The sequence below is a fragment of the Hwanghaeella sp. LZ110 genome (assembly GCF_048892525.1).
Classification (GTDB): domain Bacteria; phylum Pseudomonadota; class Alphaproteobacteria; order UBA8366; family Aestuariispiraceae; genus Pacificispira.
In genome coordinates this window covers 431,626-449,570 of record NZ_JBLZHT010000001.1, presented here as the reverse complement: position 1 = coordinate 449,570, position 17,945 = coordinate 431,626, and the positions used below count along the sequence as shown (strand labels likewise).

Genomic DNA, 17,945 nt, shown 5'->3' with positions numbered 1-17,945 from the left:
GAGGAAAATCGCCTTTGACCGAGAATGCGCCCTCCCCTAACTTTAAACCACAATCCATTTCGCTACTTCAAGACGTCTCTCGAAGTCATCCGATTGGCGGTGATGATGTATGTCAGGTTCCCTCTATCACTTCGAAATGTGGAAGATCTCCTGCATGAACGTGGCATCGATATCTGCCACGAAACTGTGCGGTTTTGGTGGAACCAGTTCGGGCCGATACTTGCTCATGAAATCCGCAATCGACGTACTTATTCCCACGAATATTCGAACTGGCGTTGGCATCTCGACGAAGTATTCGTGCGGATCAATGGCGAAACTCGCTATCTTTGGCGCGCTGTTGATCATGAAGGTGAAGTTCTGGAATCCTTTGTAACAAAACGACGGGATCGCAGAGCTGCCCTGGATTTTCTAAAGCGAGCGATGAAACGATACAGTGCGCCAAGGATCATCGTCATAGACCATTTGCGCTCATATCGAGCCGCAATGAATGTGATCGGTAATGCGACCAATCAGGAAACAGGCCGATGGTTGAACAATCGGGCTGAGCACTCTCATCTCTCTTTTCGACGAAGAGAGCGGGCCATGTCGAGGTGCAGGCTGGAACGGACCTTACAGAAATTCACCGCCATTCATGCTTCCGTTTGCAATCACTTCAACCATCAACGCCATCTGATCCAAAGAGACGATTTCAAAACAAAACTCAAAGCTGCGCTGATCGAATGGCAGCAGCTCGCTGCTGCATAAATCGTTCTATCTATCGGCAAACTGAGACGAGTTCGAATTCGTCTGACAGCATCCATTGACAGGTTATTCAAACAGTTGCTTGAAGCTCAATTGAGGGAGTTTCCAAAACATCGAATACCTTTAAATGCCCCACCAGAACGAGGCGTCTACGTAATTTACAGCCCGGAGAATTTGGTTCTTCACGTTGGCAGCACGCCTTACGCTAAGATGGGGGTCCATAAACGCCTTGCTCAGCGTCTTGCGACAAAGTCTTCATTTTCCATGCAGCACCTGAAAGGGGATGGATCAAAGCTTCGAGGAGGTTACAAGTTTCGTTCCCTCGTCTTAAGCAATGCGAGACAGCGTGCGCTTCTTGAAGCTTATGCCATCGGGCATCTATGCCCATCAGATATCGGCACAGGGATAGACGGCTAGTTCAGTATTTTTTAACTAAATTGATAATGAATCCAACGTCGCTCAATACGTTAACATAAAGCCTTTTAAAATTTGTAAGTATTGGATGATCTGTGCGCAGATCTATTCGCGCGGCGATATGGTCCCGTATGATGTGAAGTCGATCACAAACATGATGCCCGGCACGCCATACAAATCGGTCCAAAGGATCATCCAACAGCTTATCAACAAGAAAAAAGTACGCATAAAAGAGTCGATGGATGCCCGATCAGATGCCGATGAAGGTCCGATGCTGTATGTTTCACGCTGCCTTCGTGAGTTAGACAGAAGTAGTTCACGTATGGCAACCTTGCAGCACAACGGCAATAAAGGGGACGCCCTTCTAAAGAAAACAAAGGCTTAGCAAAACCAGATGGTTTTTCCGTTGGTTTACAGAAAGAAAAACCAAAAAGCGCCCTCGCGCGCGAACCATCAACCATCAACCAACAACCAACAACCAACAACGAACAGAAAAAAGATGGGGGGAGCTGAAGGATAAAGGTGACAAAGAGACACTCGAAATCCCTGCTTTCCTAGACAGGAGACCGGCGCGCAAATCGGACACTTCGGACGTCAAAAAAGGCATCTACGAAAATATTTGAATGCAGGCCAATCCGCTTAGTTCAAAAACTCTTCGCCTTCAGGCTCTTTGGAACTCATAGGATGGTGGTGACATTTTATTGGCCCCTGTCTCTCATAATTAGCTTCAAGAGCATCTCTAACAAATCTGCAGATTTGTTCAGGGTCATTACAGCAGAGACCATAGGCACTAAATTCCTCTGAAACAATCCTTCCAATTTGGCGACAATTTTTATCATAAGCCGTGGCACAAGATGTTTTGCAGAAGACCTGTGGTTTGCCATGCCGATGCTTAGGGACAAAAGGCGAAAAGCAGTTGCGGCAAATTTTAGATTCCATTCGAAAACACCTGTTGCTGTTTAATTGTGTCCACCTGATTTTCCTCCGGACCAACCCGCGTGCGGTGGATCTTCTTTTTTTCAGGAAGTATCTCTTGTTATCTCTTAGTTACTAGGGAATGTCCGTTGGTGAATCCAGAGTGAGGTGGATAGGGAGACACCCCGACATTCCACGAATGGAAAGTCGGGATGTCCCCATCTCTTAGGCATACTGACCGCTCATTAGACTATGTCCGTCGGAGCCATCCGTCGCTTTGGAGGCTGCGCTGTCGCCGGATAACCGTAGCTTCGCAGCGCAGTCGGTGCCAACTTACAACAGCAAGACTAACTGCTGGCGACCGCGCTCGCACCTTTAGGGCCACGCTTGAGGTTTTGGTCGCTTCCCCTGGTATCCTCATCCATCAACCGGTTCGCCAGCGTCTTAAATCTACCGCCCAAACCGATGATACCTTCAAACCTCTCCGTGTTGACGGAGACGCTCGATAAACTGATCGATACTTGAACAGAGAATGAGGCGGCGGCTTCCAAGGTGAACAGATTCTATTTCGCCACAATTGAGCAGCTCATAGAAACGTGTTCGCCCTATCCCCAAGCGATGGGCTGCGTCTCTTACAGAAACTAGGGATGGCTGGTTGCTCACGTCTCACGTCTCCTTTCGGTTGATCGCGAGCACTATCGGGCAACGGCGGTTCCCTAAAAAGGTGATAAAAATCCACTAATTCTGCCGATTTATATTACCGTCCGTTAAGTTCTGTTTCGCGACAACGTTTCCATGCCTGCGAAAGACTAGCTCGACTTATTGGCCGGGACGGTTGAAATGCCAAAAATGAGACTTCGAGAAACTTGATGAAACGAGCGTCAGCGGTGTAGGGAAGATCCTCAATAGGACCGGAAAAACCGATCCAATCCGCGTACAGATTCGCAAGAAACCATATAGTTGTGTATCTAGTACTATCTTGAGGAGCGCCCCGCTTTTTTGCTTTAGGCAAGTTAGACAGCTTTACCTTTTCTGCCGAACTTTGAAGAGCTTCAAGGATTAGTTTAACACGCTTTCTCTCTTCAAAATCGAGACTTCGTTCTCGCTTGGACCGCAATACCATGTTTAGTCCACCCTTGAACGCAGGGTTCTTGATCGCCTCCTGGATTATAGGAATGCTCTCTAATACATAATCCGCTTGTTTGACTAAGTCTGCTGGAGTGGAAACTTCACGTGAAAACTCAAAGAACGCCTTTCCATACTCATCGGATGGCTCAAGCAGACCAGTCGATAAAAATATAGACTCAATTTTGGAAGTCAGTTCTTTCACCTCGATCTGGGAGAGCTCATGTTTACGAGCCTTTCCAATTATCACCGCTGCTTTCTCAATCGCAGTATCTTGTCTAATCTGGTTCGGATCTTTGGTCATGATGGGCTGAACCCTGCCCGAATAGGAATGATATAGCTTTCAGCGTCCACAGATGGTGTCGCGATAAACCTTTCCCATTCCTCCATTAGAGCCCGCCGCTTCTCGAACAAGTCACCCCGTCGATAGGCCGCCTCGACCCGGGAGGGAATTGAATGAGCCAGAGCCATTTCAGCAACGTCACTGGGATAGGCTGTGCGCTCTGCGACCCAGTCCCGGAATGTGCTTCGGAACCCATGCACCGTAATCTCATTACGCCCCATGCGTTTCAAAAGCGTCAGAAAGGCCATATTGCTTAGGGGGCGACCTGTTCGTCCTCCAGGGAAAATGAAATCAGATTGGCGGACTGATCGCATACCATTGAGGATCGCCTGTGCCGACTCGGATAATGGGACACGATGCTCCTTACCCGCTTTCATGCGATCAGCTGGGATAGTCCAGATACTATTTGCAGCATCAATCTCTTCCCATCTAGCCCCAATAACCTCACCAGTTCGCGCCGCTGTCAGAATCAGGAACTCTAAACCACGGGCAGAGATACCATCCTGACCTCTCAAGTCACCCACAAAACTTCCAATTTTATCGTAAGACAATGCTGCTAAGTTTTGGACTGAACGGTTTTTGCGTTTGGAGAGCAGCTTATCAAGATGTCCTTTCCATCGTGCAGGGTTCTCCCCTTCGCGCCAGTTCCGGGCACGTGCCCAGTCTAACACGGCCTCAATGCGGCCACGTACCCGGCTCGCCGTCTCAGGCTTAGTTGTCCAGATCGGCTCCAGTACTTCCAGGACCAAGCCGACATCAATATCTCGAACCGACAACTTTCCCATAACCGGATACGCGTAGGTTTCGAGAGTTGATTGCCACTGTTTTGAGTGTTTTAGATTTTCCCACTCATCGCCTTTCGATCGCATCAAACGATCCGCGCATTCCTGAAATGTATGAACCTTGATCGTAGATAAATCTCTTGCGGCCTTTGTCGCCCTTCGCGCCTCAATGGGATCAATCCCCTCGTAGACCAACTTGCGAGATTGCTCTGCTGCACGCCTGGCATCTGAAAGTGAGATGGTTGTTAAGGAACCAAGGCCCATTTCGCGGGTTTTTCCGCCGCTAGAAAATTTGAATAACCAGGATTTTGAGCCTGCTTTAGAAACCTGCAGGTATAAGCCATTGCCATCTGCATGCAGCCCAGGCTTCGTGATTGAGATTACACCCCGTGCCGAAAGCCGATTGGTCGCGCGAGCCATCTAAAGCACCATTCATAACTTACCCATATTTCTACCCATAGACTATACGGGGTTCCGAGCGAACACAAGCGCACAGAACCGAACAGGTAAATCCCTAAGATCCTAGTGTTTCAGGGATTTTTTCGGATGCATACGAACTATCATGAACAGGATAGTGGCGGAGGGAGGGGGACTCGAACCCCCGCAACCCTTATCAGGTTGACGGATTAGCAATCCGCTGCATTACCGCTCTGCCATCCCTCCGCATTTGGGATCGACTGGATCGATCAGCGCAGCGGGAGATAGCGGGTTGGAGGGGGGCTTGTCAATGCGATATGGGCTGTGATCTGCAATCACTTTGTCATATAAGCCGGGCACCGCCATTTTCTGCAGGATTGGCTTCAGGATGCAGGCGCCCTGTAGGGATGGCCGAATCCGGTTTGGCACAGTCCAGAAACAGGCCCGACCCCGGCTGGGCGCACAGAGTCGCATTTTCAATGACCACCCGCCCCCGGCTCAACACCGTCTCTGGCCAGCCGGTCAGGTGCCGTCCCTCATAGGGCGTAAATCCGACATCATCGTGGATCATCGTCTCATACTGGACGGTGACTTTTTTATTGGGGTCCCAGATCGCCAGATCCGCATCAGCCCCGACCGCGATTGTGCCCTTTCGCGGATGCAAGCCATAGAGCTTTGCCGCATTGGTGGCGGTCAGGGCGACGAATTCGTTAAGGCTAAGCCGACCCTTGCCCACCCCTTCAGAGAAGAGCAGCGGCAGGCGCAATTCCAGGCCCGGCACGCCATTGGCAAGCTGGGTGAAGCTGGCATCCATGCCATAACGCAGCTTGCCCGTCTGGTCGAAGCGATAGGGTGCATGATCAGACGAGAAAACCTGAAACGTGCCATTCTTCAACCCGCGCCAGATTGCCTCCTGCCCGGCAGAATCCCTCGGCGGCGGGCTGCAGCAGTATTTCGCCCCCTCCAATCCGTCGCGGTCCAGATCAGCCGCGGTCAGGAACAGATATTGCGGGCAGGTTTCCCCAAAGATCTTCAACCCTGCGGTTTGAGCCGACCGGATCGCGCTGGTCGCGGCCTCGTCCGAAACATGGACAATCAACATGGGCGTATCGGTCAGGGACGCCAGGTCGATGGCCCGCCGGGTCGCCTCGCTCTCTGCGATGCGAGCATGGGCGATGGCGTGATATTTCGGGGCGCGATGTCCGCCTGTCGTCAGTTTCTCGCTGAGCCAGCGGATGATGTCATCGTTTTCCGCATGTACCATCATCATGGCGCCAAGGGTGCGCGCGGCCGATAACACAGTCAATAATTCATAATCATCCAGCTTGAACGTGTCATAGGTCATATAGACCTTGAAGGACGTAATCCCCTGTTCGATCATCGCCGGTAATTCCTGACCAAGAACCTGTGGATTGGGATCGCGCAGGATCAGGTGAAAGCCATAGTCGATGATCGCCTTGGGGCCAGCCAATGCGTGATAGGCGGCAACGGTTTCGCCCAGGGTCTTGCCGGGCTGCTGCATGGCGAAGGGCATCACGGTCGTGGTGCCGCCAAAGGCTGCCGACCGCGTGCCACTTTCAAAATCATCAGCGCATTCGACGCCATCCACAGTTTCCTGGGCCAGATGACAATGGCTGTCGACCCCGCCGGGCAGGATCAATCTGCCCGTTGCATCGATCTCTCGCGCCCCATCGGACAGGCTTTCGCCAATTGCCGCAATCCGCCCGTCCTGAATCCCAATATCTGCCTGAAAAGTGTCACTGGCGGTGGCGCAGGTGCCGTTTCGAAGGACCAGATCAAAGTTGACCATGATGGGATTAACCAGCCTCTTTCATGCGCTCTGCCTGACGCAGATCGACGGACACCAATTGTGATACGCCCCGCTCTGCCATGGTCACACCAAACAGGCGGTCCATACGAGCCATGGTCATACGGTGATGGGTGACGACCAGAAAGCGTGTGGAACCTGCGCTTGTGATCTGATCCAGCATCTTACAAAAGCGATCCACATTGCTGTCATCCAGCGGTGCATCCACCTCGTCCAGCACACAGATCGGGGCGGGGTTGGTTAGGAACACCCCAAACAACAGGGCGAGTGCGGTCAGTGCCTGCTCCCCCCCTGACAGCAGCGACAGGATTTGCATTTTCTTACCCGGCGGGCTGGCCATGATTTCCAGACCTGCCTCAAGCGGATCATCGGATTCGGTTAGCTTCAGATGCGCCTCACCGCCCCCAAACAGGGTTACGAACAGGTCCCGGAAATGTGTATTCACTTCATCGAAGGCCTTTAACAGACGCTCCCGGCCCTCGCGGTTTAAAGCATTGATGCCCTGGCGCAGACGGGCGATGGCGGCGATCAGGTCATCGCGTTCCACCTGCATGGAGGCGATCTGTTCTTCCAGTTCTGCCGCTTCCTGCTCTGCGCGCAGATTGACCGGGCCGATGGCGTCGCGCTCTCGCGCCAGGCGCTCTATTCGGCGTTCCACATCATCCTGGGGCGGCAGGGTCGCATCCGATTCCAGGCCGGATTGTGTCAGGGCCTCTTCCGGGGTGCAGTCCAGTTTCTCGCGCACCCGTTCGGTCAGGCTGGCAACGGTCTGCATCGCCTGCTCCACTGCCGCTTCACGCCGGACACGGGCCTCGCGGGCGGCAGCCAGGGCTGTTTCTGCCTGTCGCAGGGCAAAATCCATATCGCGTTGGGCATTCTCTGCTTCGGCCAATTTATCCGCCGCGGCCTGACGCTCTGCTTCACATTTTGCAATCGTGTCGCGCAGGAAACCAAGCTTCTCCTCAATCTCTGCCGGTCGGGCCTCCATAGCAGTCAAATCGCGCCCGGCTGCCAGTCGACGCTGTTCCAAATCGGCCATGCGTCGGGTCGCCCCTTCGGACCGGCTGGTCCAGGACTGCATTTCCGCAGAGATGGCAGCAAGGCGATCCCCCCGCGCCCTGGCATCGCGCTCTAACTGATCAAAGGCAGAGCGTTTTTCAACCTGACGGGCGCGCAACTCGGCAACCGTAGTGCGCAGACGGCTGAGGCGCTCTCGAAGGGCGCCTGCATCCTCCAGCACTTTCTGTGCCTGTTGCGAAGACGCCAAACGATCCTGAGCCTCGACTTTATCCGCCTCCAACCGGGCGGATTCTTCAACCAGTGCAGACAGACGGTTGCGGCTGTCTGAAACCTGCTGTTCCAACCGGGTCAGGGTGGCGCGGGCCTGACCGACCTGATCATAGGCGGCCTGCTGATCCTGACGGGCCTGTGTCGCGCGCATTGAGGCCTGCGAGAGGGCATCAGCCGCAACCTCAGAGGCTTTGCGTAAATCGTCCAGGCGTCCATGCGCTTTCGCTTCTGCATCCGACAGGGCCGCCTCATTGGCGCTGCGGGCTTCTGCAATCAGTGCGTCGGCGGCTTCATGCGCCTTGGCCTGATCCGCCTCTGCCTGCGCGCGGGTAGCTAAAAGGGCTTGCTCAGCGGCTTCGGTCGCACCAGCCAAGGTCTTCTCTGCGGCCTGCAATGCGTCTTCGACGACCGCCAGACGGTTTCGATATTCCAAACGCTTTGCCGCCGCCGTCGCGGTGCCCGGGCGAATGCGCAATCCATCCCAACGCCATAGCCCGCCGTCTTGCGTCACAAGGCGCTGACCAACTGCCAAATCCGCCTGCAGACGGGTTGCGATGGCTGCATCTTCGGCAACGCCAACCTGGCTTAACCGCCGCCCCAGAGACTCTGGTGCCCGCACATGCCTGGACAGTGGCACCACGCCACCGGGTAAGTCTGGACCGCCATTTGGCAAGGCACCCAAATCAATCCAATGGCGCGAAGCGGCCTCATCCAGGGCGGCATCCAGGTCATCGCCAAAGGCCGCCCCCAAAGCGGTTTCATAGCCGCTGGCTACATCCAATTGTTCCAGAACCGGCTCGGCCCCGTCATCATCCTGAGTCAACAGGTCCCGCAAGGCATTGGCTTCTGCCGCCAGGCTGGACCGCTTACTGCGCGCGGCCTCCACCTGTTCCCGTCCAGTGCGTTCCGCCGCCGATACGGCATCGCGTCCGGCGCGATCCGCCTGACTGATACTGTCACGGGCGGTGCGCTCTGCGGTACTAAGGGCGTCGCGTGCTGCATTGCGGGCGGCATCCAGTTCCGCGCGCATCGCAGCGTCCGCCTGATCCAACGCCCCGCGTGCAGTTTTGGCGGCTTGTTCCGCTTCGTCGCGCTGGCTTTCGGCGGTTTCAGCATCGTTGCGCGCCTGTGACAGGGCAGCATCTGCTTGTGTCACCGCCGCGCGGGCGGCTTCAACATCACCGGCCTGCGCAATCTTCTGGTTCAACTCTTCTGTTTCTTGAGAGATCGCACCAGCGCGCGCATCCAACGCCGCAAGACGACGGGTCGCTTCTTCCACCTGTCTGATCAGGGACGCCCGCTGTGCTTCTACGGCGGCGACATGCTCGTTTAACTCATCCAGCGCCTGCTCTTTTTCGGTAACGGCTGCATCTGCTTCATCCCGCTCCTGACGCAATCGGTCCGTGGTTACCTTCTCGCCTGCCTGCTGGGCCTCCAGCGTTTCCTTTTCCTCTTTCAGCCGAGCCAATGCCTCTACCGCGTCAGAGGCCAAGGTCTCTTCCCGGCTGGCATCGGTCGCGATCTGATCCAACCGGGCGCGCAGTTCCGTAATCTGCTCCCCCACCCGTTCGGCCTCAGACTGCAACTGTCGCTCCGCAATCACCTGCGCCTGCAGGCGTGCGGCAGCTTCCGCCTCGGCTTCTCTCAGTTTTGGGATCACCTCATGGGCATGGGTCTGCAAAGACGCTCCCTGAGCGGCGGCCTGTGTCCGCTCTGCCACGACCGATTCAGCCTCCGCCAGGGCAGCGCGAGCATCGGTCAGGGTCTGATCTGCCTCCAACCAGCGGATATGCAATAGAATCGCTTCCTGGGCGCGCAATTGTTCGGCAATCTTGCGATAGCGATTGGCCTGGCGGGCCTGGCGCTGCAATCCGCCAAACTGCGTTTCCAATGCCCCGATCACATCTTCCAGACGCTCCAAATTCGATTCGGCGGCTTTCAGACGTAATTCCGCCTCATGCCGCCTGGAATGCAGCCCCCGAATGCCTGCGGCTTCTTCCAGCAGGGTGCGGCGATCGGTCGGTTTCGCGCCGATCAGTGCGCCAACGCGACCCTGACTGACAATGGCCGTGGAATTCGCGCCCGTTGCCAGATCCGCAAACAGCAATTGCACGTCGCGGGCGCGGACTTCCTTGCCATTGATGCGATAGGTCGATCCCTGCCCTCGGTCGATTCGTCGGGTGATTTCGATTTCATCAGAATCATTGAAGGCTGCAGGCGCAATGCGATCTGCATTGTCCATGAAAACGGTGACTTCAGCATTATTGCGCTGTGGTCGCGTAGAGGACCCCGCAAAGATGACGTCGTCCATCTCGCCACCGCGCATCCTTTTGGCCGATGCTTCCCCCATCACCCAGCGCAGCGATTCGATGACATTGGATTTGCCGCAGCCATTGGGACCCACGACTCCCGTTATACCCGGTTCGATCATCAGTTCGACCGGGTCAACGAAAGACTTGAAACCGTGCACACGCAGCTTCTTGAAATGCACTTAGACTGGTCCGTTCTGGCCAAAACACGCAAGTATATCAGGATGAGATGCCATCCCTAACGTACTAGGCAATACGGATTCTGACGGAAGAGTCGAGTCGTTCCCGAAGGGGCTTGGAATCACGCCGTGATTCGGTATCAGTTCAGCGCCGCTTCAATCACTTCTTGAAACTTTTCGAACGGTTGAGACCCAACGATCTTGGTTCCATCAATGATGAATGTCGGGGTTGAGCCGATATCATCCAGTTCGGACCAATAGCTGCGCTGCTTCACAATCGCCGCATAGAGGTCCTGATTGTTAAAACACGCTTCAATACTATCGGACGACATACCCGCAAAGCTGCCCAGCTTTGCCAGATCCGCCAGCATGTTCTGGGACCCGCCCCAGGCCGGCTGTTGTGCGAACAGCAGGTTGACCAGCGGGAAATAGCGATCTTCAGGGGCACAGCGGGCCAACAAAGAACCAAGCGCCGCCCCTTCATTCAACGGATAATCACGAAATTCCAGCTTAACCTTACCGGTATCGATATAGGTTTTCTTCAATTCCGGCAGGGTCTCCTGATGAAAGGCCGCACAATGCGGGCATGTCAGGGACGCATATTCAATAATGGTCACCGGGGCGTCGGGATTGCCCAAAATACGGGGCGTAATCAGCGCCTGATTCTGCGCAGAGGGGGATTCAGCAGCTTGTGCCTCGGAAATCAGCGGCGCATTGGGTTGTACAGTGCTGGCATTGGGCAGGCTAGATATCTCTGTTCCACTGCGGAAGAACGCGACCCCACCCACAATAACCGTCAAGGCGACAATGATCGCCGGAACAGTGGCTTTATGCTGAAGAATGCTCATGAATGACAACCCCTTTAACAATCGTCCGACAGTGATGTGTCTTAGGTATGAATTTAAGACCCTTATGGCAAGGCTTGGTGAATTATTCCTGCGTCTTTTTCGCAGCATCCCGGCGCAGCACCGACTCCCCGATGCGCAACAAAACCGCCCGTAGCTCTGGATCCTCAACCCGTTGCAGGTCCAGTTTCATCTGCGCCAGACGTTCCGGATCAGCCGGCGTTTGGGGTGGTTTGGGCGCGGCCCCTAACCGGCCGGGCCCGGCCTTGCGGTTCGCCAGACGCGTGGGCGGCACCTGCATCAGTTTGATTCCGGAAATCGCCTTATAGCCGAAATGCATATTGATACGCGATACCAGCACCGGCTCCAGATGCTGCAATTCTGTCGCCATGGGCCCCAGCGCACGAATATGCAGCGTGCCTGCATCCCGGCGTCCCCTGGGAAAAGTCAGGCGGTCCGGATGCGCATGGCGCGCCAGATCGACCCCGACGATCTGATCCCATTCATTTAAAATCCGCGCATCCGTGAAGCCCCGCTTACCCACAGCCTTCTTCGTCAGACCCGGCACCAGAGAAGCCAAAGACCGTGTGCCGCCATAGCGCCTATCATCCTTCTTCTTAGCGGCCCAGCTATTGGATGGTCTGGCTGGTGTTTCGTCGTCAGACATGTGGATCTTTCCGAAATGTATAATCTTGTCGTCTGGGGCTGGATTTGCCGCGCGCGCTCACTACACTGTAACGCCATGAGCCACCTTTCTGAAACCGATATCGCCCCGCTGCTGTTACCTTGGTATGATAGACATGCGCGCCGCCTGCCCTGGCGGTCACTGCCGGGTGATTTGGCGGACCCGTATCATGTCTGGCTGTCAGAAGTCATGCTGCAACAAACCACTGTTGCAACGGTGGCGGATTATTTTCGCAAGTTTCTAAAGCTGTGGCCAACTGTGGGCGATCTGGCAGCGGCGGATCTGGACGACGTGCTGACCGCCTGGGCGGGTCTTGGCTATTACGCCCGGGCACGCAACCTGCACAAATGTGCCAAACAGGTCGCAACACAATTCAATGGCCGGTTTCCTCAAACAGAAGAAGCCCTGCTGGAACTGCCAGGCATCGGTCGCTACACAGCAGCCGCCATTGCCGCCATCGCCTTCAATCAACCAGCATCCGTGATGGATGGGAATATTGAGCGGGTGACGACCCGCCTGTTTGACATTGACACACCCCTGCCCGAGTCAAAGCCGATCCTGTATCGGCATGTATCGGATATGACGCCGACCCATCGACCCGGGGATTTTGCCCAGGCGATGATGGATCTGGGTGCAACCATCTGTGTGCCGGGCAATCCAAAATGCGTCTTATGTCCCCTGATTACCGCCTGCAGTGGCAAGGATCGTGCTGCCACCTTGCCAAGGAAACTGCCTAAGAAAGCAAAGCCTACGCGCCGCGGAACCGCCTTTTGGATCACCCGACCGGATGGGTCCATACTGTTGCGCCGCCGGGCAGAGACAGGTCTGCTGGGGGGGATGATGGAAATCCCTTCCACAGATTGGAAAGAACAGGAAAGTACGGATTTTGCCCAGACCGGCCTGCCAGAGGAACCATTTAACTTTCAGAAAGTGGGTGAAATCCGCCACACCTTTACCCATTTTCATCTGGAACTGAATGTTTATGCCTGCCAAGCAACAGAAGATTGGGCGAATGATGACAATGTGCCGGAAAACTGTATATGGTGCCTGCCTGATCGCTTGGACCAGGTAGCCTTGCCGACCGTAATGCGGAAGGTTGCGAAAGCTGCCCTGATGGTTGCCCCATAAACGCCACATAGCCGCCCCACCCCTGAGAGGACCCGCTTGTGACACCCCCAGCATCACCTCAAGACACCATAATCCTGGCCCAAAGCGATCCGGTCACCTCGGCGCTGGAAGTTGTATCCGACAACATCGATAGCCTGAACAAAGAAACACTGGTCGCATATTGGGACATGGTGAAGGACGTATGGAATTATGGGATCGGGGGAACCAGTCTAGGCGATATCCTGATCGCGCTTGGGATATTGATCATATTCCTGATTTTTCGGCAGTTCTTCAGCCGCTTTATCTTGCGCCGTGTCGAAAAAATCGCACAGCGAAGCGACAACAAACTGGATGATTCCTTAGCAACGGCGCTCAGCGAACCGGTTCGCTTTGTCCCCGCCGTCATCGGTGTGTTTTTCGCAACCGAGTATCTTAACCTCAGCGGCACACCAGAAGCACTGGCGACATCGCTGAACCGGTCCCTGATTGTCTTCATAATTTTCTGGACCCTGTTCAGGATGGTTGACCCGTTGTCCTTTGTCCTGGGAAAGGTCGAGCGTGTCTTCACATCCGCGATGGTCGAATGGTTGATCAAGGCGATCAAGGTTCTGGTCGCCTTAATCGGTGCCGCAACCGTGCTGGAAATTTGGGGCATTCAGGTCGGCCCTATCATTGCCGGTCTGGGACTGTTTGGGGTCGCCGTTGCGCTGGGCGCACAGGATCTGTTCAAAAACCTGATCGCCGGAATTTTGATTCTGGTTGAAAAGCGATTTTCTATTGGGGAATGGATTCAAGTTGACGGCGTTGTGGAGGGAACAGTCGAGTCAATTGGCTTTCGTTCCACCTTCATACGGCGGTTCGACAAGGCGCCCGTCTTTGTTCCGAATGCACAATTGTCAGACGTTGCGGTCACCAATTTCTCCCGCATGACGCACCGCCGGATTTATTGGGTCATTGGCGTTGAATACCGCACGACCACCGACCAGTTGCGCGAAATTCGCGATGCGATTGAGGATTACATCGTCAAAAGTCCTGATTTCGTGCCCGCAGACCAGGCGACCCTGTTTGTGCGCCTGGACAAGTTCAACGACAGTTCCATCGATTTCATGGTGTATTGTTTCACCAAGACAACAGTTTGGGGCGAATATTTGAAGGTCAAAGAAGACTTGGCCTATGCCGTCAAAGCGATTGTTGAGGATGCTGAAACCGGCTTTGCCTTCCCCAGTCGTTCCCTGTATCTGGAAACTATTCCTGGCTCTATGCCAGAATTGTTCTCGCCGCCTGGCAAAGCCAATCAGTCATCGACGGATGCAGATGATCAAGGGGGCTCCTCATCCGAAGCGGAATCTGCCTCGCGGGAGGAAGATCTGTCTACGGAGTCCAGCCTTGATGGTGGAAGCGATCGCAAGAGACAACCTAAACCCAAGCAAGGCGACGACGGGGGCGATGGTACCTAAAATACCTTTCACCAAGAGGCTTGACCCTCGCCGAAACCGGCTATAGCGTGCCAGCACGATGACGAAACGGACCACCCTTTCGCTCCTTCCGGAGCTACTACTAGGCCTCGCCCTTATTTGAGCGCGGGTACGGGTTTGTATTGACCCAATTCCGACAGCCTGATTGACCCTTTCCGGAAGACCATCGTGATGATTTCCAACACCTCAAAGTATCTCCAGAAACAAAATTCCATTCCGGCTCAATCCGGGATTAACACCCTGTCTGTAAGTCATAACGGCCTGCTGCTAGAGCGCCTTATCGGCGGTCCCGGTTTGCCCTGCGGCGCACCGGCGATCGTAACCCCTGCCGCAAACTCATTCAGCCCCCGGCGCGCCACCCAATAGAGGTCGCGCGCATCGAATAGACGAAGATAAGGAGTTCCAGACCATGAAACACATGCCCATTGAAAAATATCGCATGTTTGAACGCATCGACCTGCCCGACCGACAATGGCCAAGCAAGGTCGTCGACAAGGCCCCGATCTGGTGTTCGGTTGACCTGCGCGACGGCAATCAGGCCTTGATCGAGCCAATGGGCCCGGACCGCAAGCGCCGCATGTTCAAACTGCTGGTCGAAATGGGATTCAAAGAGATCGAGATCGGGTTTCCCTCCGCCTCTCAAACAGATTTCGATTTCACCCGGGAATTGATCGAACAGGATATGATCCCGGAAGATGTGACCGTTCAGGTCTTAACCCAGGCCCGCCCGCAACTGATTGAACGGACCTTTGAATCATTGAAGGGCGTCCACCGAGCCATCGTGCATGTGTATAATTCAACCTCCACCATTCAGCGTCGCGTCGTTTTCCAACAGGACCGCGCCGGAGTGAAACAGATCGCGCTGGATGGCGCCAAAATGGTGCGTGAACATGCAGAGAAAAATCCAGGCACCGACTGGCGGTTCGAATATTCCCCGGAAAGCTATACCCAGACGGAACTGGATTACGCGCTGGAAGTTTGCGAATCCGTGATGGATGTCTGGGAACCAACGCCCCAGAAGCCCTGTATCCTGAACCTGCCCGCGACGGTGGAAGTTGCCCCGCCCAATGTCTATGCGGATTCCATTGAATGGATGCATCGCCATTTCACCCGGCGGGACAGTTTGATCCTGTCGGTTCATCCCCATAATGACCGGGGATCGGGCGTGGTCGCAGCGGAATTTGCCCAAATGGCAGGTGCTGACCGCGTCGAAGGCACCCTGTTTGGCAATGGGGAGCGGACCGGCAATGTCGATATCGTAACCCTGGGCGTGAACATGGTCGCCAGCGGTGTCGATCCGATGCTGGATTTCAGCAACATCCCGGAAATGCGCAAAATTGTTGAATATTGCAACCAGTTGCCCGTCCATCCGCGCCACCCCTATGGCGGCGATCTGGTCTTCACCGCCTTTTCCGGCAGCCATCAGGACGCGATCAAAAAGGGCCTGTCGGCAATGGAAAATTCCAATACCGGCATCTGGGACGTCCCCTATCTGCCCATTGACCCGGCCGATGTTGGCGCTTCCTATGAGGCCGTGATCCGGGTGAATTCACAATCGGGCAAGGGTGGTGTCGCCTATATCCTGGAAAGCGATTTCGGGGTGCGCATGCCGCGCAATCTGCAGATCGAATTTTCCACCGTGATCCAAAAGATTGCGGATGAAAGCGGCAAAGAACTGGCACCAAAGATGATCTGGGAAAGCTTCTGCCAGACCTATCTGGATAACCAGAGCCCCTATGCCTTTGTGGACCATACGACCAAGGCGGAAACCCATGCTTCCGAAATTCGCTCAATCACCGCCAAGGTGAAAAAGAACGGCAAGGACATATCCCTAAAAGGGCGCGGCAACGGCCCGATTGACGCCTATGTGAATGCGCTGACGGCGGATTCCGGGGTGGAAATCTCTGTCATGGATTATTCCGAACATGCCATGGGTCAGGGTGCCAATGCCAAGGCGATTGCCTATGTCGAGGCCCGCACCGGAACCGGAAAGCGCATATACGGTGTTGGGTCGCACCCCAACATCGTCACCGCCTCTCTGAAGGCTGTCACCTGTGCAATGAACCGGGCGATTGCGATGGCATAGAGCCACACTGCGTTGATATTGTAGTGTTTAGCCTTATCCGATCCGGGGCAGGCGAGCATCCAGCACCAACGATGCCCGCCGCCCTAGACCCCGGATCACGTCCGGGGTGACGATAAAAAACACACAATTCTCATCCTGAGGAGGCGCGCCAGCGCCGTCTCGAAGGAGGGCTGCACATTCCGTGCTTCCAGCGAGTTCACCCTTCGAGACGCTCCGCTCCTCAGGGTGAGGGCACTTAAAGATTTGAGCCCCCAAAACCCGTCATACCCGCGCAGGTCGGCTACAGGGGTGGCAATCCGGTTTCATAGTTGAAAGGCACCGCGTCCTTGGACATCCGGGCCGTGATGTCTTCGCGATAGGTCTTATCTTCGACTAGTTTGAAGACAAATGCATCGGATTCCAGCTTCTGGGCGAAGCGTTGTCGCACGGTTTCCAGAACCTCCCCAGTGGCGCGACCTGAGCCTGACCGGCCTTTCGCACGCAGGGCCAGTAAAGGAATCGCCTGCCCATCATCGCCGCGCAGATGCCCGCGCGTGCTGACATACAGAAAGGCATGGTCCAACCGTTCCTTGCCATTCAGCCGCAATTCAATGCCATCCAACAGGCGAAAATCATAATTTGCTGCGCCAATCTCTGTGGCGTGCATAATGGGAAGCTGCGCCTGATCCAACCAGGTCACCGCCAGTTCGACCGTAACACCGGGTGAGAATTGCAGCATCGCCGGCACAGCACCATAGGCGGTGATATGCGCTGCATAGACGACATCAAAATCAGTCAGATGCGCGCGCTCCACCGGGATGATGTGATCCCCCAGATGCCCGAATTTCTGGGCCAGACGCTCTGGCGCGCGGTTGGACCCAACGGCCAGAACCGGCACCCGACCAACGCGGTCCTCCGGCTTGAACGGACGCTCCGCCCCGTTTTCCCAGGTATAGCTGTCAGTCGGGGCGGTATAGGGATAATTGCGCGCGCGATGCAGGATATCCGCCTGCTGTTCATACAGATCGCTCAAAGCTTTTCAATCCGAAAGCGGGCATAGGCATCGTCGATGGCGGCCATGGAGCGGGATTTCCACTCATTCTGTGCCGCTTCATAACTCTTGAACGGCCCGGTGCGGATTTCCTCGCCGCCATTAGCCAGTTTATGGAAATTGGTGTCGGTGTAGACGCCGCCGATGACCCAGAATTCGTCATGGCTTTCCTTTTCGATGGAAAACCGGGCATGGGCATCATCGACGGTTTCCATCGCCTTGGCGCGCCAGACAGCCTTTGCCTGATCATAGTCGTCAAAGGGCCCCAACCGGGTTTCCTTGACCCCATCGGCCACTTTCGTAAAGCTGGTATCGGTGTAGATACCGCCAACAACCCAATAGCGTGCGGACATGATAGTGTCTCCAACTCTCGA

At 55.1% G+C, this 17,945-nt stretch carries 13 protein-coding genes and 1 tRNA gene; 4 read left to right on the top strand and 10 right to left on the bottom strand.

Annotated features, from left to right (window positions below; all coding sequences use genetic code 11):
• The first annotated feature begins 24 nt into the window (after nt 1–24).
• Nucleotides 25–744: an IS6 family transposase gene (locus ACOSDM_RS01945; RefSeq protein WP_420722790.1), complete on the top strand. Its 720-nt coding sequence runs from the start codon at nt 25–27 to the stop codon at nt 742–744.
• Nucleotides 745–2,544: 1,800 nt separating this feature from the next.
• Here ACOSDM_RS01945 and ACOSDM_RS01940 read toward each other — a convergent pair.
• The 8 genes from ACOSDM_RS01940 to ACOSDM_RS01905 form a co-directional block, all read right to left on the bottom strand.
• On the bottom strand, nt 2,545–2,733 hold the full coding sequence (locus tag ACOSDM_RS01940) for a helix-turn-helix domain-containing protein (protein ID WP_420722789.1): 189 nt from the start codon (nt 2,731–2,733) through the stop codon (nt 2,545–2,547).
• Nucleotides 2,734–2,827: 94 nt separating this feature from the next.
• Nucleotides 2,828–3,499 carry a hypothetical protein gene (locus ACOSDM_RS01935; RefSeq protein WP_420722788.1) on the bottom strand — a complete coding sequence of 224 codons (672 nt, stop codon included), beginning with the start codon at nt 3,497–3,499 and terminating at the stop codon, nt 2,828–2,830.
• Complete coding sequence (locus ACOSDM_RS01930; protein WP_420722787.1) at nt 3,496–4,740, bottom strand: tyrosine-type recombinase/integrase; 1,245 nt, start codon at nt 4,738–4,740, stop codon at nt 3,496–3,498. Before ACOSDM_RS01930 ends, ACOSDM_RS01935 begins: the two co-directional genes overlap by 4 nt.
• Before the next feature lie 155 nt (nt 4,741–4,895).
• Nucleotides 4,896–4,983 (bottom strand) — tRNA-Ser (locus ACOSDM_RS01925).
• Nucleotides 4,984–5,080: 97 nt separating this feature from the next.
• On the bottom strand, nt 5,081–6,547 hold the full coding sequence (hydA, locus tag ACOSDM_RS01920; RefSeq protein ID WP_420722786.1) for a dihydropyrimidinase: 1,467 nt from the start codon (nt 6,545–6,547) through the stop codon (nt 5,081–5,083).
• Between the two features lie 7 nt (nt 6,548–6,554).
• A complete protein-coding gene (locus ACOSDM_RS01915) occupies nt 6,555–10,346 on the bottom strand; it encodes an AAA family ATPase (RefSeq protein ID WP_420722785.1) in 3,792 nt (1,263 codons plus the stop codon).
• A 137-nt stretch (nt 10,347–10,483) separates the two neighbouring features.
• Nucleotides 10,484–11,191 carry a DsbA family protein gene (locus ACOSDM_RS01910; protein ID WP_420722784.1) on the bottom strand — a complete coding sequence of 236 codons (708 nt, stop codon included), beginning with the start codon at nt 11,189–11,191 and terminating at the stop codon, nt 10,484–10,486.
• Nucleotides 11,192–11,273: 82 nt separating this feature from the next.
• The gene (locus tag ACOSDM_RS01905) at nt 11,274–11,855 is read right to left on the bottom strand and encodes a DUF721 domain-containing protein (protein ID WP_420722783.1); all 582 of its coding nucleotides are present in this window, start codon (nt 11,853–11,855) and stop codon (nt 11,274–11,276) included.
• Between the two features lie 75 nt (nt 11,856–11,930).
• Between ACOSDM_RS01905 and mutY the strand changes: the two genes are divergently transcribed.
• From mutY to leuA, 3 genes are all read left to right on the top strand, one after another.
• Nucleotides 11,931–13,001 (top strand): A/G-specific adenine glycosylase, encoded by a 1,071-nt coding sequence (gene mutY, locus ACOSDM_RS01900; RefSeq protein WP_420722781.1) that lies wholly within the window; start codon nt 11,931–11,933, stop codon nt 12,999–13,001.
• Between the two features lie 38 nt (nt 13,002–13,039).
• A complete protein-coding gene (locus tag ACOSDM_RS01895) occupies nt 13,040–14,437 on the top strand; it encodes a mechanosensitive ion channel family protein (protein WP_420722779.1) in 1,398 nt (465 codons plus the stop codon).
• A 427-nt stretch (nt 14,438–14,864) separates the two neighbouring features.
• The gene (gene leuA, locus ACOSDM_RS01890) at nt 14,865–16,541 is read left to right on the top strand and encodes a 2-isopropylmalate synthase (RefSeq protein ID WP_420722778.1); all 1,677 of its coding nucleotides are present in this window, start codon (nt 14,865–14,867) and stop codon (nt 16,539–16,541) included.
• Between the two features lie 280 nt (nt 16,542–16,821).
• Here leuA and ACOSDM_RS01885 read toward each other — a convergent pair whose 3' ends face one another.
• Nucleotides 16,822–17,553: a hypothetical protein gene (locus ACOSDM_RS01885; protein ID WP_420722777.1), complete on the bottom strand. Its 732-nt coding sequence runs from the start codon at nt 17,551–17,553 to the stop codon at nt 16,822–16,824.
• The gene (locus tag ACOSDM_RS01880; RefSeq protein ID WP_420722776.1) at nt 17,550–17,924 is read right to left on the bottom strand and encodes a DUF4170 domain-containing protein; all 375 of its coding nucleotides are present in this window, start codon (nt 17,922–17,924) and stop codon (nt 17,550–17,552) included. The genes ACOSDM_RS01885 and ACOSDM_RS01880 overlap by 4 nt, the downstream gene beginning before the upstream one ends.
• Between the last annotated feature and the right edge of the window lie 21 nt (nt 17,925–17,945).

Bases quoted from the DNA above. Each gene is read 5' to 3' on its own strand.
- ACOSDM_RS01945 (WP_420722790.1), top strand. From the start codon at position 25: ATGCGCCCTCCCCTAACTTTAAACCACAATCCATTTCGCTACTTCAAG.
- ACOSDM_RS01930 (WP_420722787.1), bottom strand. From the start codon at position 4,740: ATGGCTCGCGCGACCAATCGGCTTTCGGCACGGGGTGTAATCTCAATC.
- leuA (WP_420722778.1), top strand. From the start codon at position 14,865: ATGAAACACATGCCCATTGAAAAATATCGCATGTTTGAACGCATCGAC.
- ACOSDM_RS01880 (WP_420722776.1), bottom strand. From the start codon at position 17,924: ATGTCCGCACGCTATTGGGTTGTTGGCGGTATCTACACCGATACCAGC.
- mutY (WP_420722781.1), top strand. From the start codon at position 11,931: ATGAGCCACCTTTCTGAAACCGATATCGCCCCGCTGCTGTTACCTTGG.
- ACOSDM_RS01905 (WP_420722783.1), bottom strand. From the start codon at position 11,855: ATGTCTGACGACGAAACACCAGCCAGACCATCCAATAGCTGGGCCGCT.
- ACOSDM_RS01910 (WP_420722784.1), bottom strand. From the start codon at position 11,191: ATGAGCATTCTTCAGCATAAAGCCACTGTTCCGGCGATCATTGTCGCC.
- ACOSDM_RS01935 (WP_420722788.1), bottom strand. From the start codon at position 3,499: ATGACCAAAGATCCGAACCAGATTAGACAAGATACTGCGATTGAGAAA.
- hydA (WP_420722786.1), bottom strand. From the start codon at position 6,547: ATGGTCAACTTTGATCTGGTCCTTCGAAACGGCACCTGCGCCACCGCC.